General features: G+C 43.0%; 15 protein-coding genes and 3 tRNA genes. 17 read left to right on the forward strand and 1 reads right to left on the reverse strand.

Annotation, left to right across the window (positions count from 1 at the left end; translation table 11 throughout):
- The first annotated feature begins 81 nt into the window (after window positions 1–81).
- A complete protein-coding gene (locus tag ACXQIQ_RS13185) occupies window positions 82–819 on the forward strand; it encodes a DUF554 domain-containing protein (protein WP_439301885.1) in 738 nt (245 codons plus the stop codon).
- Window positions 820–853: 34 nt separating this feature from the next.
- Here the strand turns inward: ACXQIQ_RS13185 and yyaC are convergent, their stop codons facing one another.
- Window positions 854–1,471, reverse strand: coding sequence for a spore protease YyaC (gene yyaC, locus ACXQIQ_RS13190; RefSeq protein ID WP_439301884.1), 618 nt, complete (start codon window positions 1,469–1,471; stop codon window positions 854–856).
- A gap of 122 nt (window positions 1,472–1,593) precedes the next feature.
- Between yyaC and ACXQIQ_RS13195 the strand changes: the two genes are divergently transcribed.
- The 16 genes from ACXQIQ_RS13195 to ACXQIQ_RS13270 all read left to right on the forward strand — a co-directional run bounded on the left by ACXQIQ_RS13195 (window position 1,594) and on the right by ACXQIQ_RS13270 (window position 15,741).
- A complete protein-coding gene (locus tag ACXQIQ_RS13195) occupies window positions 1,594–2,598 on the forward strand; it encodes a YkvI family membrane protein (protein WP_439301883.1) in 1,005 nt (334 codons plus the stop codon).
- A gap of 114 nt (window positions 2,599–2,712) precedes the next feature.
- Window positions 2,713–2,910: a DUF951 domain-containing protein gene (locus ACXQIQ_RS13200; protein ID WP_439301882.1), complete on the forward strand. Its 198-nt coding sequence runs from the start codon at window positions 2,713–2,715 to the stop codon at window positions 2,908–2,910.
- Between the two features lie 172 nt (window positions 2,911–3,082).
- Window positions 3,083–4,180 (forward strand): redox-regulated ATPase YchF, encoded by a 1,098-nt coding sequence (gene ychF, locus ACXQIQ_RS13205; protein ID WP_439301881.1) that lies wholly within the window; start codon window positions 3,083–3,085, stop codon window positions 4,178–4,180.
- A gap of 211 nt (window positions 4,181–4,391) precedes the next feature.
- On the forward strand, window positions 4,392–4,682 hold the full coding sequence (gene rpsF, locus ACXQIQ_RS13210) for a 30S ribosomal protein S6 (protein WP_226552535.1): 291 nt from the start codon (window positions 4,392–4,394) through the stop codon (window positions 4,680–4,682).
- 17 nt (window positions 4,683–4,699) lie between these two features.
- Window positions 4,700–5,233 carry a single-stranded DNA-binding protein gene (gene ssb / locus ACXQIQ_RS13215; protein WP_439301880.1) on the forward strand — a complete coding sequence of 178 codons (534 nt, stop codon included), beginning with the start codon at window positions 4,700–4,702 and terminating at the stop codon, window positions 5,231–5,233.
- Between the two features lie 50 nt (window positions 5,234–5,283).
- Window positions 5,284–5,511, forward strand: a complete 228-nt coding sequence (gene rpsR / locus ACXQIQ_RS13220; protein WP_226552531.1) for a 30S ribosomal protein S18 — start codon at window positions 5,284–5,286, stop codon at window positions 5,509–5,511.
- A gap of 538 nt (window positions 5,512–6,049) precedes the next feature.
- Window positions 6,050–6,745, forward strand: coding sequence for a Type 1 glutamine amidotransferase-like domain-containing protein (locus ACXQIQ_RS13225; RefSeq protein ID WP_439301879.1), 696 nt, complete (start codon window positions 6,050–6,052; stop codon window positions 6,743–6,745).
- 114 nt (window positions 6,746–6,859) lie between these two features.
- Entirely contained in the window at window positions 6,860–7,789 is a 930-nt protein-coding gene (locus ACXQIQ_RS13230) for a YybS family protein (RefSeq protein ID WP_439301878.1), read from the forward strand.
- Window positions 7,790–7,808: 19 nt separating this feature from the next.
- Window positions 7,809–9,782 carry a DHH family phosphoesterase gene (locus tag ACXQIQ_RS13235; protein ID WP_439301877.1) on the forward strand — a complete coding sequence of 658 codons (1,974 nt, stop codon included), beginning with the start codon at window positions 7,809–7,811 and terminating at the stop codon, window positions 9,780–9,782.
- Window positions 9,779–10,225, forward strand: coding sequence for a 50S ribosomal protein L9 (rplI, locus tag ACXQIQ_RS13240; protein ID WP_439301876.1), 447 nt, complete (start codon window positions 9,779–9,781; stop codon window positions 10,223–10,225). Before ACXQIQ_RS13235 ends, rplI begins: the two co-directional genes overlap by 4 nt.
- A 15-nt stretch (window positions 10,226–10,240) precedes the next feature.
- Window positions 10,241–11,608 (forward strand): replicative DNA helicase, encoded by a 1,368-nt coding sequence (gene dnaB, locus ACXQIQ_RS13245; protein ID WP_439301875.1) that lies wholly within the window; start codon window positions 10,241–10,243, stop codon window positions 11,606–11,608.
- Between the two features lie 399 nt (window positions 11,609–12,007).
- Window positions 12,008–13,294, forward strand: coding sequence for an adenylosuccinate synthase (locus ACXQIQ_RS13250; protein ID WP_439301874.1), 1,287 nt, complete (start codon window positions 12,008–12,010; stop codon window positions 13,292–13,294).
- Between the two features lie 322 nt (window positions 13,295–13,616).
- Window positions 13,617–13,692 (forward strand) — tRNA-Lys (locus tag ACXQIQ_RS13255).
- A 135-nt stretch (window positions 13,693–13,827) separates the two neighbouring features.
- Window positions 13,828–13,903, forward strand: a tRNA-Asp gene (locus tag ACXQIQ_RS13260).
- Window positions 13,904–13,932: 29 nt separating this feature from the next.
- Window positions 13,933–14,008 (forward strand) — tRNA-Phe (locus tag ACXQIQ_RS13265).
- A gap of 305 nt (window positions 14,009–14,313) precedes the next feature.
- A complete protein-coding gene (locus ACXQIQ_RS13270; protein WP_439301873.1) occupies window positions 14,314–15,741 on the forward strand; it encodes a peptidoglycan DD-metalloendopeptidase family protein in 1,428 nt (475 codons plus the stop codon).
- Window positions 15,742–15,765: the final 24 nt, after the last annotated feature.

Raw genomic sequence — 15,765 nt, forward strand, 5'->3', positions numbered from 1 at the left:
CTTCGATGGTTTTTCTTTTCGAATATTATGAAAGATAAATGCGATTACTTTTTAGTCATATAAATGGAAAGTAGGGGAATCATGGTACTGCTTGGGACACTTGTCAATGGTTTAGCCATTGCGTTAGGAACGTTGTTCGGCTTGATCTTCACGAAAATCCCTGAAAGCACAAAAACGACCGTACTACAGGCAATGGGATTAGCTGTTGTTTTATTAGGGATCAAAATGGGACTGCAAAGCAATCATATTCTCATCGTGATCATCAGTCTCGCACTTGGAGGGGTGATCGGGGAAAGCTTGAAGCTGGATGACCATCTTAATAACCTCGGTGCTTGGATTGAAAAGAGAGCTGGTGCTAAGCGGGAGGGAAGTGTCGCAAAAGCATTTGTTACAGCGACACTTGTATTCGTAATCGGCGCGCTATCGGTTGTCGGGGCTTTGGACAGCGGTCTGCGACTTGACCATGAAGTGCTTTATACGAAGGCTTTGATCGACGCCTTCATTTCAATGATCTTTACGACCACGATGGGTTTTGGAGTCATCTTTTCTGCTGTACCAGTCGTATTGTATCAGGGGACGATTGCCCTGATGGCAACACAAATCCAGAGCTTGTTCAGCCCGGATCAGCTTCAAGTGTTAATTACAGAGCTGACAGCGACGGGTGGAATCCTCATCTGTGCCATCGGCCTCAACCTGTTGAAGATCATCCATGTGAAGGTATTGAATCTACTACCGAGCTTAGTGGTAGCAGGTGTGTTGATTTATCTTTTACCTTATAAAAACACCATCTTAGACTTTTTCTCATTCATTCCTCTATAAAAATAAAAAGGCGGACCATGACGGTCTGCCTTTTTTAATGCAATTCTGCAATATCTTTCGTGATTGTACTTTCCGGTGGTCGTTTCTGGAAGCTTTTCCTCAAACTCGACAAGTAGATGCCTTCTGCAATCAGATCAGCCATCTTCATGACGAGATTCAATCGGGTATTTTGTAAGACGAAGTACTCCATGAACCCACTTACGTTGACGATTCCGGTCATGTGGATTTCACCGACTGGAGGTAGCTGTTTTTTGACCGCAGCACCTGGTTTTACAGGACCTTCTCCTAACGATACCATCCCGACACTGCTTAATTTACCGAGGCATGCGTCAATTCCGATAATGAACGGATTGATGTGTTCTTTTTTGATTTGGTCGAGTTTTTCCTCGAGATTCACAGCATGAACAGGGTCTTCAAGGGTCCCATAAACTTCATAATAAGCAGAATGTTTCGCTTTCAACTTCGTTCCGACTAGTGGTCCTAAAGAGTCACCTGTCGAACGATCAGTTCCAATGCAAACAATGACAATCGGTCTTGAATTTGGAAGGAGTTTGACTAGGTTACGGGTAATTTCTTGAATCGCATCCGCATCTTCATGATGAACTTTATATTGAAACGGTTTTTTTGGAAGTATTCTCCGTTTTAGATTCATAGGACCCTCTCCTTTGTAATAGTAGTATCAGTATACGGATAAAATTTGGACGTTATACATAAATCCGATAAATACTAAACGTTAGGGAGGATAACGAGTTGGTGAGAGCAGGATTTCAATGGATGTTTCTGATATTGGGTACTGTCATTGGAGCAGGTTATGCCTCAGGCCGGGAGCTGTGGCAATTTTTTGGTCAAGAAAGTGTACTTGCTATCATTCTATTTTCCCTATTGTTCAGTTTTTGCTGTTATATCATCATGTCGATGAGTTTCAAAGAAAAAACCATTCACTATCGACCGATTTTGGAAAAGCTCATCGGTTCACGACTTACCACAGTGTTCGATCTATTGATCATATTGTATTTATTCTCTACAACGGTCGTCATGTTAGCTGGGGGTGGGGCGACATTACACACGTTCCGCATCCCATATTGGTTCGGTGTCTTATTCATTATGGCGTTGCTCGTTCTACTCTTTTTCTGGGATGTTGAAGGTATGATCTCCATGAATGCATTCGTCATTCCGATCCTCGTCATCTTACTTGTGTTCGTATTATTTGTATTCACGAAACATCATATGGACGAACTTCCCTTTGATTTCCGTCATCATGCCAATTGGCCATCCGCATTCACTTTTACGGCACTGAATATTCTACCGCTTGTTGCTGTATTATCAGCTGTTGGGAACCAGATTCAGAGAAAAGGGGAAATTCTCATTGCAAGTATCGGAAGTGGCGTCATACTTGGAGGTATCTCGTTATTGTACAATCAATCGTTGTTGTCTATCGCAAATGAGATCGTCTTATATGAAATACCGCTGTTCGCAATCTTGAAGCATTATCCTTACTTCTGGGTGCTAATCATGTCGGTCCTATTATGGATCGCCATCTATACGACAGCGGCATCAGGTGTTTTCGGCATAATATCGAGATTCCGAAAGACGATTAACCTACCACTCTGGTTAATGAGCGCTATTTTATTATTGATCATGATGCCGATGACAAGCTTTGGATTTTCTACGCTTATAGCGATTTTATACCCGATTTACGGCATCCTTAACCTTTACATTCTTGCTGCCATCCTTTTGTACCCTTTCATGAACAAAAAGGGGTACAGAGAACACTTGTAAGGTAAAAATTAGATGAATTTCGAGTGAACTATAACGAAAGATGTATTGCGGAGAATGGTAAACCTTTTGTAAGATAAAGTTATCAATTCGAGATGAATGGAGGGAAAGGACGCTATGAGCCAGACAAAAGAATTCGAGCTGAACGACGTAGTCGAAATGAAGAAACCTCATCCGTGCGGTGAAAATCGTTGGAAAGTCATCCGTTTGGGTGCGGATATCCGGATTAAATGCATGGGATGCGAACATAGTGTCTTGCTTCCAAGAAAAGAGTTCGTGAGAAAGATGAAGAGAGTTTTGACTGAAAAAGAGTAAGTCGTCGATCGACTTACTTTTTTTAATGCGACTGGAATGTGTTCCACGTGAAACAAATGTAACAGGGGAAGGGTGATGGAATAGCGTTTCGTTGCTTGTTTTTTTCAACACTTCTCTCTATAATTGGAAAAGATGTAGAACTCGTGTTCAAACCTAAAAGGAGTGTATATAGATGGCGTTAACAACTGGAATCGTGGGGTTGCCGAACGTAGGTAAATCCACACTATTCAATGCAATTACACAAGCAGGAGCAGAAAGTGCAAACTATCCGTTCTGTACAATCGACCCCAACGTTGGGATTGTAGATGTGCCAGATTCTCGACTACAGAAGCTGACAGAGCTGGTCAATCCTAAGAAAACTGTCCCGACTCACTTTGAATTCACTGACATCGCTGGTATTGTAAAAGGCGCAAGTAAAGGAGAAGGTCTCGGAAACCAGTTCCTTTCACATATCCGCCAGGTCGATGCGATTTCTCATGTGGTCCGTTGTTTTGATGATGAGAACATCACACACGTTTCAGGGAAAGTCGATCCAATTGATGATATCGAGACAATCAATCTAGAATTGATCTTCGCTGATATGGATACGATTGAAAAACGAATTGCACGTGTTGAAAAATTGGCACGTCAAAAAGATAAAGAAGCATCCTATGAATTCGAAATCCTTTCAAAGCTGAAGGCAGCTTTTGAAGCAGAGCAGCCAGCACGTAGCGTGGAACTGTCAAAAGAGGAAAAGAAAGTCGTTCATGGACTTCACTTGTTAACGATGAAGCCTGTTCTTTATGTAGCGAACGTAGCAGAAGAAGATCTGCTCGAAGGCGGAAACGAACTTGTTGAGCGTGTTCGTGACTATGCTGCGAACGAAAATGCAGAAGTCATCGTCATCAGTGCAAAAGTAGAATCGGAAATTGCTGAACTTGAGGGTGAAGAGAAGCAGGCGTTCCTTGAAGAGCTTGGAATCGAAGAAAGCGGACTCGATCAATTGATTCGTGCAGCATACAATCTCTTAGGTCTGGCAACGTACTTTACAGCTGGGGAGCAAGAAGTGCGTGCTTGGACATTCCGCCAGGGGACGAAAGCACCTCAAGCAGCGGGAATCATCCACACAGATTTCGAACGTGGATTCATCCGTGCAGAAGTTGTTTCTTATGATGATCTTGTTGATGCAGGCTCAATGGGCATCGCTCGTGAAAATGGAAAAGTAAGACTGGAAGGAAAGGAATACGTCGTCGTAGACGGAGACGTCATCCACTTCCGTTTCAACGTATAAAACAACAATAATTAACGACCATCGATTTCGGTGGTCGTTTCTTGTTTGTTACAATTAACAAATCGTTTATCTTTGTTTGTGCTGAGACCCTTGTCTATGCATGGGCTTTTTGCTATAATGGTTCGGTGTGAGTTATTATTGTCTAAATAATTGACTCTCCTTGCTTTTACGAAACAGTAAAAGCCGCTAAGACCAAAAGGAGGTGACCGGAATGCGTAGATATGAAATCATGTACATTCTGCGCCCGAATCTAGAAGAGGAAGCTCAAAAAGCTACTGCTGAAAAAGCTGAAAGCATCCTTAAAGAGAACGGTGCAGAAATTGAAAAAGTTGATGACATGGGTAAGCGTCGTCTTGCTTACGAAATCAATGATTTCCGTGATGGCTACTACAAAGTTATGTATGTAAATGCAGAAACTGAAGCTATCAACGAATTTGACCGTCTAATGAAGATCGACGACAGTGTTCTTCGTTTTATGACTATCGTTAACGAACAGCAGTAATTTAAGGAGTGGTTCTGGTGATCAACCGCATTATTCTTGTCGGCCGACTAACGAAAGATCCAGAGCTACGATATACTCCGAACGGAGTTGCCGTAGCGAATTTCACACTAGCTGTGAACCGTCCATTCACGAACCAACAAGGTGACCGTGAAGCGGACTTCATCAACGTCGTAGTGTGGCGCAGACAAGCTGAAAACGCAGCGAATTTCTTGAAAAAAGGAAGTCTTGCAGGTGTAGACGGCCGTTTGCAGACTCGATCTTATGATAACAACGAAGGTCGCCGAGTATACGTAACCGAAGTGATGGCAGAAAGTGTCCAATTCCTTGAGCCTAAAGGGTCCAGCCAGGGTGGCGGTGGATATGGAAACAATGACAACAACAATCCATTCGCTGGTTCAGGTTCAGGACAAGGTGGTCAAGGCGGCTACGGAAATTCTGGTAATAAGAATTTCGGCGGTGGCAATCAGAACCGTAATAACGACTTTAATGATGATCCTTTCGCAAACGACGGTAAGCCAATCGACATCTCTGATGACGACCTGCCGTTCTAAGGACATCGACTGACGATATATTCTACAAAAAATGAGAAGGAGGGGTAATAATGGCTCGACCTAGAGGCAGAAAGCGTAAAAAGGTTTGTTTCTTCACAGTAAACCAAATTACCTACATCGACTATAAAGACATTGATCTTCTAAAGCGTTTCGTTTCTGAGCGTGGAAAGATTCTTCCACGTCGTGTAACCGGAACTTCTGCGAAGTATCAACGACAATTGACAAGAGCAATCAAGCGTGCCCGTCAAATGGCATTGCTTCCATACTCAGCTGAGTAGTATGAATGACAGCAGGGATTTGTTCCCTGCTGTTTTTGATTACATAAAAAAAGGTTTGAATCAGGGTGTGGTGTCTAGCTTCAGCGGCTAACTCCTTGGACTACTTCAGTCCCCTTGCGGCGGCCACAGCCTCCTCAGTGGACTTCCAGTAGCCATCGGAGTTACTCGAGCCGCTTCAGCTTTTCTTTTAAAAAATGTGCAGGAGACGTCAACACTTGTCCAAACAGACTTGTCCACCAAGCATAGTATGTATTGTAGCTAGCTAATCGACACTTGAAGTGCGATGCCACCCCATTCTCCTTTATTGTTAAAACCCTCATCTCGATTTCCAGTGTAGAGATGTCCTCCATCGCTTGACACACGATGTAAAATAAATCGGCACGCATGACAACGTATCCATTAGCTGGCTCATAAATATAAATGAACATTGAACGAATGATAGGAGCTTCAATAAGCTCTTTTTTATTTTTTGAAGGAAATTCATCAGATCCATGGAAAGTATCCTCTTATAACGTTTTTTGACCAGGAGGACATGCTGATGAAATCACACATCATCGCGATGGGCGGTGGCGGTTTTTCGATGGAACCCGATAACCTCCTATTGGATCAATACATACTTGAACAAGCTAATCAGAAAAAACCGAAGATATGTTTCATCCCAACAGCGAGCGGGGATGCAGAGGGATATATTGAGCGCTTCATGACAGCCTTCAACACACTGGAGTGCGAACCAAGCTATCTATCCCTCTACAAACCTCCCCAATCCATAGAAGCGTTTGTGATGAGCCAAGACATTGTGTACGTTGGTGGAGGCAATACGAAGAATCTCCTCGCATTATGGAAAGAATGGGGACTCGATACGATTCTGTACCGTGCCTGGAAAAGCGGACGGATTTTGGCTGGCTTAAGTGCAGGTTCGATCTGTTGGTTTGAGCAAGGTCTGACCGATTCTTATCCTGGAAAAATCTCTCCGATCACTTGCCTCGGGTTTTTGAAAGGAAGCAACTGTCCCCACTTTGACGGAGAAGAGACCCGGAGACCTTCGTATCATCGCCTTTTATCGGAAGGAAAGGTGAAGGAAGGTATTGCAGCGGATGATGGTGTCGCTCTCCATTATGTAGATGGTGAACTAATGGGGATTGTCTCATCCCGACAAGAAGCGTATGCTTATCATATGCGTGTAAAAGAAGGTACCGTTACCGAAGAAAGGTTAAATCCTCGTTATCTCGGCTAACATGAAGAAGAAACACTTTTTATGACTGAGGGGTAAGGTAAACATTGAATGAGACTACAAGAACCCATACAATGAAAAAGGTGTTTCGAAACGGAAGACAGATGAGGTGACACTGTGAATCGAACGCGAGCGCTGACAGAAGGTGCTATACTGGCATCTGTTTATGCAGTATTATTTTTAATAACTCTATATATACCGGTTTTATCAATAGTTACGTTGTTTCTATTATCCTTGCCTTTCATCCTATATACAGTAAGACACGGTTTCAAGAAGAGCTTATTGTTCTTTGCAACGACCCTTGTCTTGTCCGTGATTGTTGGTAGTCTGGCAGCCATCAACGTACCGATTTTATTTGGCTCAGTTGGAATCGTTCTAGGCCATTTATATCGTAAGAAGAGTGGAATGTTTGCGGTACTGTTAGGTGCGACGCTCACTTATCTCGTGAACTTCGTATTGATTTATGTGATGAGCATCATTCTATTGGATATCAATCTAGCAACTCAACTCAAGGAATCTCTTGAAGAGTCCATCCGATTGACAGAAGAGGTCGGTGGCATGTTGGGTGGAGATGTTGAACAGACGGTAGGGCAGCTACGTGAGCTCTTATCCATCGTTCCATACATTTTACCGGCTTTGATTGTGATTTTATCCGTATTCTTCGCATTCCTTACAGTGGTTGTTTCCAACTTGTTTCTGAAAAGGTTCAAAATCGAAATACCAGACTGGAAGCCATTCCGTTATTGGTCTTTCCCGAAGAGCATCATCTGGTATTATCTAGCCGTCATTCTCCTGTTTCTCACCAATCCAGAGGAGGGATCGGCACTCTATATCATTACGATGAATCTTTATCTTGTCCTTGAAATCGTCCTGGTGATTCAAGGTTTAGCATTCATTTATTTTTACTTTTGGAAAAAGAACAAAGGAAAAACGATTCCTGTACTCATAACAATCTCACTATTTATCATTCCAGTAGGATTTTATGTCATTCGAATCTTAGGTATAATTGACTTAGGATTTGATTTAAGGAATCGGATTAAAGCCTGAAGCATGGGAGCTGACCTTCATGCCAAAGTTTTTTGAGAAAAGGTGGCAGGAGCTGCATATCGTATTGCTGCTTGTCATTTTGGCTATATTTATTGGTGTCATAACCTACTATAATTGGATATTCGGAATCGTTGCCTTTTTCCTGTTAGGAGCGACGATTTATTTTGCGTTAATGAAAGAATTGGAATTCAGGACAAAGATCGAGGATTACATATCGACGCTTTCCCATCGTGTTAAGAAAGTCGGGGAAGAAGCGTTGATGGAAATGCCGATCGGAATCATCCTCTATGATGAACAATACAAGATCGAGTGGACGAACCCGTATTTGACGACGATCATCGAACAAGAATCGTTCATCGGCAACTCCTTGAACCTGATTTCTGAAGAACTGATCCCTTTCATCAAAGGAGAAGAGAAAGAAGATATCATCAAAGTCAATAAAAGGAAGTACCGAGTCTATTTAAAAAGGGAAGAACGTCTGTTATATTTTTCAGATGTAACCGAACAAGTCGAAGTAGAACGCCTGTATGATGAAGAACAAACGGTCATGGGGCTTATCTTCTTAGATAACTATGATGAAGTGACACAAGGGATGAACGATCAAGTCCGAAGCAACATCAACAGCAAGGTCACTTCCATCCTGAACCAATGGGCGAACGATTATGGCATTTTCCTGAAGAGGACATCTTCTGAACGTTTTGTAGCGGTCCTGAATCAGCGAATTTTGTCGGAATTGGAGAAGACGAAATTCGCGGTGTTGGATGAAGTGCGTGAATTGACGTCGAAGCAGAACATTCCATTAACATTGAGTATCGGTTTAGGAAGCGGCTCTGCAAACTTACCGGATCTTGGTCAGCTTGCTCAATCCAGCTTGGATCTTGCCCTCGGCCGAGGCGGAGACCAAGTCGCGATCAAACAGACGAATGGCAAAGTCCGTTTTTATGGCGGTAAGACGAATCCGATGGAAAAACGAACACGGGTCCGTGCACGGGTTATTTCTCATGCATTGACGGAACTGGTGTCGGATAGCGATCAAGTCATTGTCATGGGGCATAAGAACCCAGATATGGACGCGATTGGCGCAAGCATCGGAATTCTGAAGGTCGCAAGTATCAACGAAAAGCCCGGAAGTATTGTGCTGGATCCGAACGATATCGATATCGGTATCCAGAGACTGTTGGAAGAAGTCCGGGAGAAAGAAGAGTTGTGGGAGCATTTCATTACGCCTGAAGAAGCGTTGGAACGTGCGACACCGAATACATTGCTCGTTGTCGTAGATACCCACAAACCATCTCTTGTGATTGAAGAGAAGCTGCTGAATAAGCTGGAAAAAGTGATCGTCATCGATCATCACCGCCGTGGTGAAGATTTCATTGATGATCCAGTCCTTGTCTATATGGAACCTTATGCGTCATCGACAGCCGAGCTCGTGACTGAGCTATTGGAGTATCAACCAAAGCTTCGTAAGATGGATATCCTGGAAGCTACCGCTTTACTTGCCGGTATCATTGTAGATACGAAGAGCTTTACGCTACGAACCGGTTCAAGAACATTTGACGCCGCTTCTTACTTGAGGTCACATGGAGCGGATACGATACTAGTCCAGAAATTCCTGAAAGAGGACCTTGATCGATACGTGAAGCGTTCCAGATTGATTGAAAATGCTGCAATCTATAAAGGCGGAATTGCTATCGCCCTAGGGGAAGAGGACGAGGAATATGGCCAAGTGTTGATCGCGCAAGCAGCGGACACACTTCTCTCTATGTCCGGCGTTCTTGCATCGTTTGTCATTTCCAAGCGAATTGATGATAAAATAAGTATTAGTGCCCGTTCATTAGGGGACGTGAACGTTCAAATGATCATGGAGAAATTGAACGGTGGAGGGCATTTGACAAATGCAGCCGCTCAATTGGAAGACGTTACGATAGAAGAAGCGGAACTACGCTTAAAAGAGATATTAGATGAATATTTTGAAGGGGGAGACGAGGAATGAAAGTCATTTTCTTAAAGGATGTAAAAGGAAAAGGAAAACAAGGTGAAGTGAAGAACGTTTCCGAAGGATACGCTCGAAACTACTTGTTCCCGAACAACCTGGCGGCAGAAGCGAATAAAGGCAATCTGAAGTCATTAGAGAAAAAGAAAGAAAGTGAAGAAAAGAAAGCCGAAGATGAACGTCTTGAAGCTGTTGCGTTGAAAGACGAGCTTGAGAAGCTCACGGTTGAACTTTCTACCAAAGCCGGAGAAGGCGGTCGTTTATTCGGTTCCGTTACAAGCAAGCAGATTGCGGATGAATTGAAGAAGAAAAAATACAAAGTCGATAAACGGAAAATTGAACTTTCAGAGCCAATCCGTTCGCTTGGTTACACGAATGTTCCCGTCAAACTTCACCCTGAAGTGACGGCTACGCTAAAAGTACATGTCTCAGAACAGAAGTAATAAGGAGGAAAAGCAATGAGTGATCTATTTTCGGATCGTATCCCTCCTCACAATATAGAAGCAGAGCAGGCAGTCCTCGGGGCTGTCTTTCTCGAGCCCGAAGCATTGACGACAGCGACTGAGCTGTTGATGCCAGAAGATTTCTACCGCGCTGCCCATCAGCGGATCTTTTCGGTCATGGTCGACCTTTCGGAAAAAGGCGAGCCGATTGACCTGGTTACCGTTACGTCAGAGCTGCAGGATCGGAAGCTTCTAGAGGAAATTGGCGGCGTATCGTACCTGAGTGACCTGGCGAACTCGGTCCCGACTGCCGCAAATATTGAATATTACGGCCATATCGTCGAGGAAAAATCGTTATTAAGACGTTTGATCCGTACGGCAACCGATATTGCCGCCAACGGTTATTCCCGCGAGGACGAAGTCGAAGAGATTTTGAACGAAGCGGAGAAAAACATACTGGAAGTGGCACAGCGGAAGAACACAGGTGCTTTCGTATCGATTAAAGATGTCCTAGTGGACGCATACGATAACATTGAACAGCTTCAGAATAAAAAAGGGGACATCACAGGGATTCCGACTGGTTTCGTAGAGCTTGATCGTATGACCGCAGGGTTCCAACGGAACGACCTGATCATCGTCGCTGCGCGTCCTTCGGTAGGTAAGACCGCATTCGCGTTGAACATCGCACAAAACGTGGCAACGAAGACCGATGAAAACGTCGCGATCTTCAGTTTGGAGATGGGGGCGGAACAGCTCGTCATGCGTATGCTGTGTGCAGAAGGAAACATCGATGCTCAACGTCTACGTACTGGTGACCTGCAAAGTGAAGACTGGCAGAAGCTGACGATGGCGATGGGAAGTCTATCCAATGCTGGTATCTATATTGATGACACGCCAGGTGTCCGAGTCAGTGATATCCGTGCGAAGTGCCGTCGTCTGAAACAGGAAAAAGGCCTCGGCATGATTTTGATCGACTATATGCAGTTGATTCGTGGGAATGGTGGAAAATCCGGAGAGAACCGTCAGCAGGAAGTCTCTGAAATTTCCCGTTCATTGAAAGGGTTGGCACGTGAACTTGAAGTTCCAGTCATCTCCCTGTCTCAGCTCTCCCGTGGGGTTGAGTCCCGTCAGGATAAGCGTCCGATGATGTCCGATATCCGTGAATCCGGAAGTATCGAGCAGGATGCCGATATCGTCGCCTTCTTATATCGTGACGACTACTACGATAAGGAAAGTGAAAGCAAGAACATCATTGAAATCATTATCGCGAAGCAACGTAACGGTCCAGTCGGAACTGTAGAGCTCGCCTTTGTAAAAGAATACAATAAATTCGTTAACCTCGAACGGCGTCATGATGAAAGTGGAATGCCGCCAGGGGCATAGATGAAGCCAGGATGGAGTGATCCATTCTGGCTTTTTTGTATGTTGATGAGAAGCGGTGTTGAAATCCCATGGATTTCTCCTTTTGGTTTATAAATTAATAATGCGGATTATAATTTCCTGATTTGGATTATAAATCCGGAATCTGGATTATAATTTCTGAAATTGGATTGTAAATTCTAAATTTGGATTATAAATTCCCAAAATGGATTTATCCCTTCCTATCTGTTCCACGATCTGATTTTTTACAAATGAAACCGATAATCATTCAGATAACGAACGTATAAAATAAATAATCATTTAATGTTCGGATTTGATTGACATCAGACGTGTGAGTTGGTACACTTAGCATGGTTTTTAAAGCAATAAACGAACTGTTCTAATACCTTGGAGGTGCACATTATGAGTTCTGTAGTCGTTGTTGGTACCCAGTGGGGAGACGAAGGAAAAGGAAAAATCACAGATTATCTTTCACAAGAAGCGGAAGTGATTGCTCGTTATCAAGGTGGAAATAACGCTGGACATACAATTGTGTTTAATGACAAGAAATATAAATTACATTTGATCCCATCCGGTATTTTCTTTGATGACAAGATTTGTGTCATCGGAAACGGTATGGTCATCGATCCGAAAGCGCTCGTTGAAGAGCTTGCTTATCTTCATGATAAAGGTGTAAGTACGGAAAATCTGCGCATCAGCAACCGCGCGCATGTCATCCTACCTTATCATTTGAAGCTGGATATTTTAGAAGAAGAAAGTAAAGGCGCAAACAAAATCGGTACGACGAAAAAAGGAATCGGTCCAGCATACATGGATAAAGCAGCGCGTACTGGCATCCGTATCGCTGACCTTCTCGATAAAGAAGAATTCGCGGAAAAACTAGAGCGAAACTTGAATGAAAAGAACCGTCTATTTGAGAAAGTCTACGAAGTCGAAGGCATGAAGCTGGAAGACATCTTAGAAGAGTATTATGAGTACGGTCAGCAAATCGCAAAATATGTAACGGATACTTCTGTTACATTGAACGATGCGCTTGATAATGGACGTCGTGTGCTCTTTGAAGGTGCACAAGGTGTTATGCTCGATATTGACCAGGGAACGTATCCATTCGTAACTTCTTCCAACCCGATAGCGGGTGGCGTAACAATCGGATCCGGTGTCGGCCCATCCAAAATCCATCATGTCGTAGGTGTATCCAAGGCATATACGACACGTGTAGGTGACGGTCCATTCCCGACTGAGCTTCATGATGAAGTCGGCAATCAAATCCGTGAAGTTGGAAATGAATATGGTACCACTACAGGCCGTCCACGCCGTGTCGGTTGGTTTGATAGTGTCGTAGTTCGCCATGCACAGCGTGTCAGCGGGATTACAGACTTATCTTTGAACTCGATTGATGTATTGACAGGTATTGAAACGTTGAAAATTTGTACGGCATACAAATATAAAGGTGAAATCATTGAAGAGTTCCCAGCGAGCTTAAAAGTTCTTGCTCAATGTGAGCCTGTTTACGAAGAAATGCCAGGCTGGAAAGAAGATATCACGGGTGTACGCTCATTGGACGAGTTGCCTGAAAATGCCCGCCACTATGTGGAGCGTATTTCACAGCTTACAGGTATTCCACTCTCCATCTTCTCTGTAGGACCGGATCGTAAACAAACAAACCGCGTGAGAGGCGTATTCTCTTAATTGTAAAAGAAAGTAGTGACCTTGCGAAAAACAGCAAGGTCACTTTTTATACAGTTCTTTAGACCCCGCATAGATGGATGACTCTTTCCTCTGGATCGGTGTAGGTCTAAAATCACCTTTGAACTAAATTGAAAGACAATTAAAACTTGTCGATTTCTCGTTGTATTTTCATAGATTCCATGGTACTATTTATTTTGTCGGTCAAAACGAGAGCCATTAGCTATGAACGACACATCTATGTTTTGGCTGTGAATTGTCCTGACGCAGCACTCTACGGTAGGAATACTGGCAGAGGAAAGGTCACAGTTTGAGTAAACTTCGAGAGCCATTAGCTCAGTCGGTAGAGCATCTGACTTTTAATCAGAGGGTCGAAGGTTCGAGTCCTTCATGGCTCACCATTTTTTCAACGCAAGGGACTCTCACCTACGGTTCCCCTGCAGAAGTTTCATAACGCGTGCTTATACAGCAGGACTAGCTGACGCGTCGGAGTCCTTCATGGCTCACCATTTTTTCTTTTAAAACAGTTTTTTCATGGACCCGTGGTGTAGGGGTTAACATGCCTGCCTGTCACGCAGGAGATCGCCGGTTCGAATCCGGTCGGGTCCGCCATTAATAACTTAAAAATTTTAACTTCATATGGCTCGATAGCTCAGTCGGTAGAGCAGAGGACTGAAAATCCTCGTGTCGGCGGTTCGATTCCGTCTCGAGCCACCATTTTAAACATTCAGCATGAGAAATCATGCTTTTTTTATTGTCTTTTTCCACTAAATTCCTGAAAAGAGAGTTAACTGGAAATCATTTTACAGCAATACTACAGTTACATTACAAAAAGATGTAATATATTGTCGAAGAAATACATCCTATGATAATGTTGAAAACGGAATCTAAACTAGATAAAAAGTCATGAGATAAAGAGACTAGCTATATAGAGACTACATAGTAGGAGGAGAAGTAAGGTTTTGGGTATGGGGATCTGTAATTCAAAAAAGTATAAAATCACATTTCTAAGTTTACTTGTTATGGCATTGGGAATGTTCGGTTTCAGTTCCAACACATATGCGTCAGATGATCGCTTCGAACTGATCAAGACTGTATTCCACGTGTATGTTGATGGAGAAGAAATTGGCATAGTGAACGAAAAAAGTGTCGTAGAGGACACAAAGAAAAAAATCATCAGTAAGAATGAAGATCGTTTCAAGGATATACAATTGACTGTAAACGAAGACATCCAGTACGTCCCTGAAAGAATCTTCAATCCAGATATAGATCACGAAGCTGTAAAGAAGAAATTGAATGAACGTTTAACTGTTGGCATCATGGGTGCAAAAGTAACCTTTGGTGGGAAAACACTAGGTTATTTCAAAACGCCTGAAGAAGCGGAAAAGTTTTTACGTGAGTTGAAATTGAAGCATGCTGATGCTGATACGCTTGACCGATTGGAAAAAGAAGCAACTGCTAAGAAGAACGGTACAGAAGGCATTGAAACAGTTTCTTTAGACAACACAAGCAAGGATACTGAAGAAGAAAAACAAGACAAAATCACGAGCGTCGATTTTGATACATCTGTTCAAATCACGCCTTCCAGTGTTTCAATTGATGAAGTGACAGACCAAGAAAAAGCTCTTTCTCTATTTGAAAAAGGGACACACGAAAAGAAAGTACACGAAGTAGAGAAGAATGACACAATTGAATCGATTGTGAAGGAATACGACCTGAGCTATGAAAAAATCTATGATTTGAATCCTGGTCTTAAAAAGGAAGACAAGCTCAAGATCGGACAAAAAATTAATGTAATGGCATATGAGCCTTACGCACGAGTCATTGTTAAAGAACACGTTACAAAAGAAGAAACAATTGCTCATGAGTCTGAAGTTAAAGAAGATGACTCCATGCCTAAAGGTGAAAGCAAGATTACACAAGATGGTAAGGACGGAAAGAAAAAAGTCCAATATGCCGTCACCAAAATCAACGGAAAAGTATCTAAAGAAGAAGTGCTTTCTGAAGAGATTCTCTCAGAACCTGTAACCGAAATTGAGCTTAAGGGAACGAAAATTATTCCTTCCCGCGGAACTGGTTCTTTCCATTGGCCGACAGTAGGAGGTTATATCTCCAGTAAAAAAGGTCAACGTTGGGGCAGAGCACATAAAGGAATCGACATTGCAAGACCAAGCAATCGCTCCATTCTATCAGTTGATAATGGTACAGTCGTTTCTGCTAGTTTCAACAGTGGTGGTTACGGAAATCGAATCATCATCAATCACAATAACGGATTCAAGTCTGTATATGCCCACCTCGCATCAATGGATGTGAAAGTCGGACAAACTGTCAAGAAAGGGCAAAAGATTGGAGTAATGGGATCCACAGGACACTCCACAGGAGTTCATCTACACTTTGAACTTTATAAAAACGGAGCGCTACTGAATCCGTTGCAATATATTAGCCAATAACGCTATTGCCTCTGGTAGGTCATA

The organism is Pseudalkalibacillus sp. Hm43, assembly GCF_054170705.1.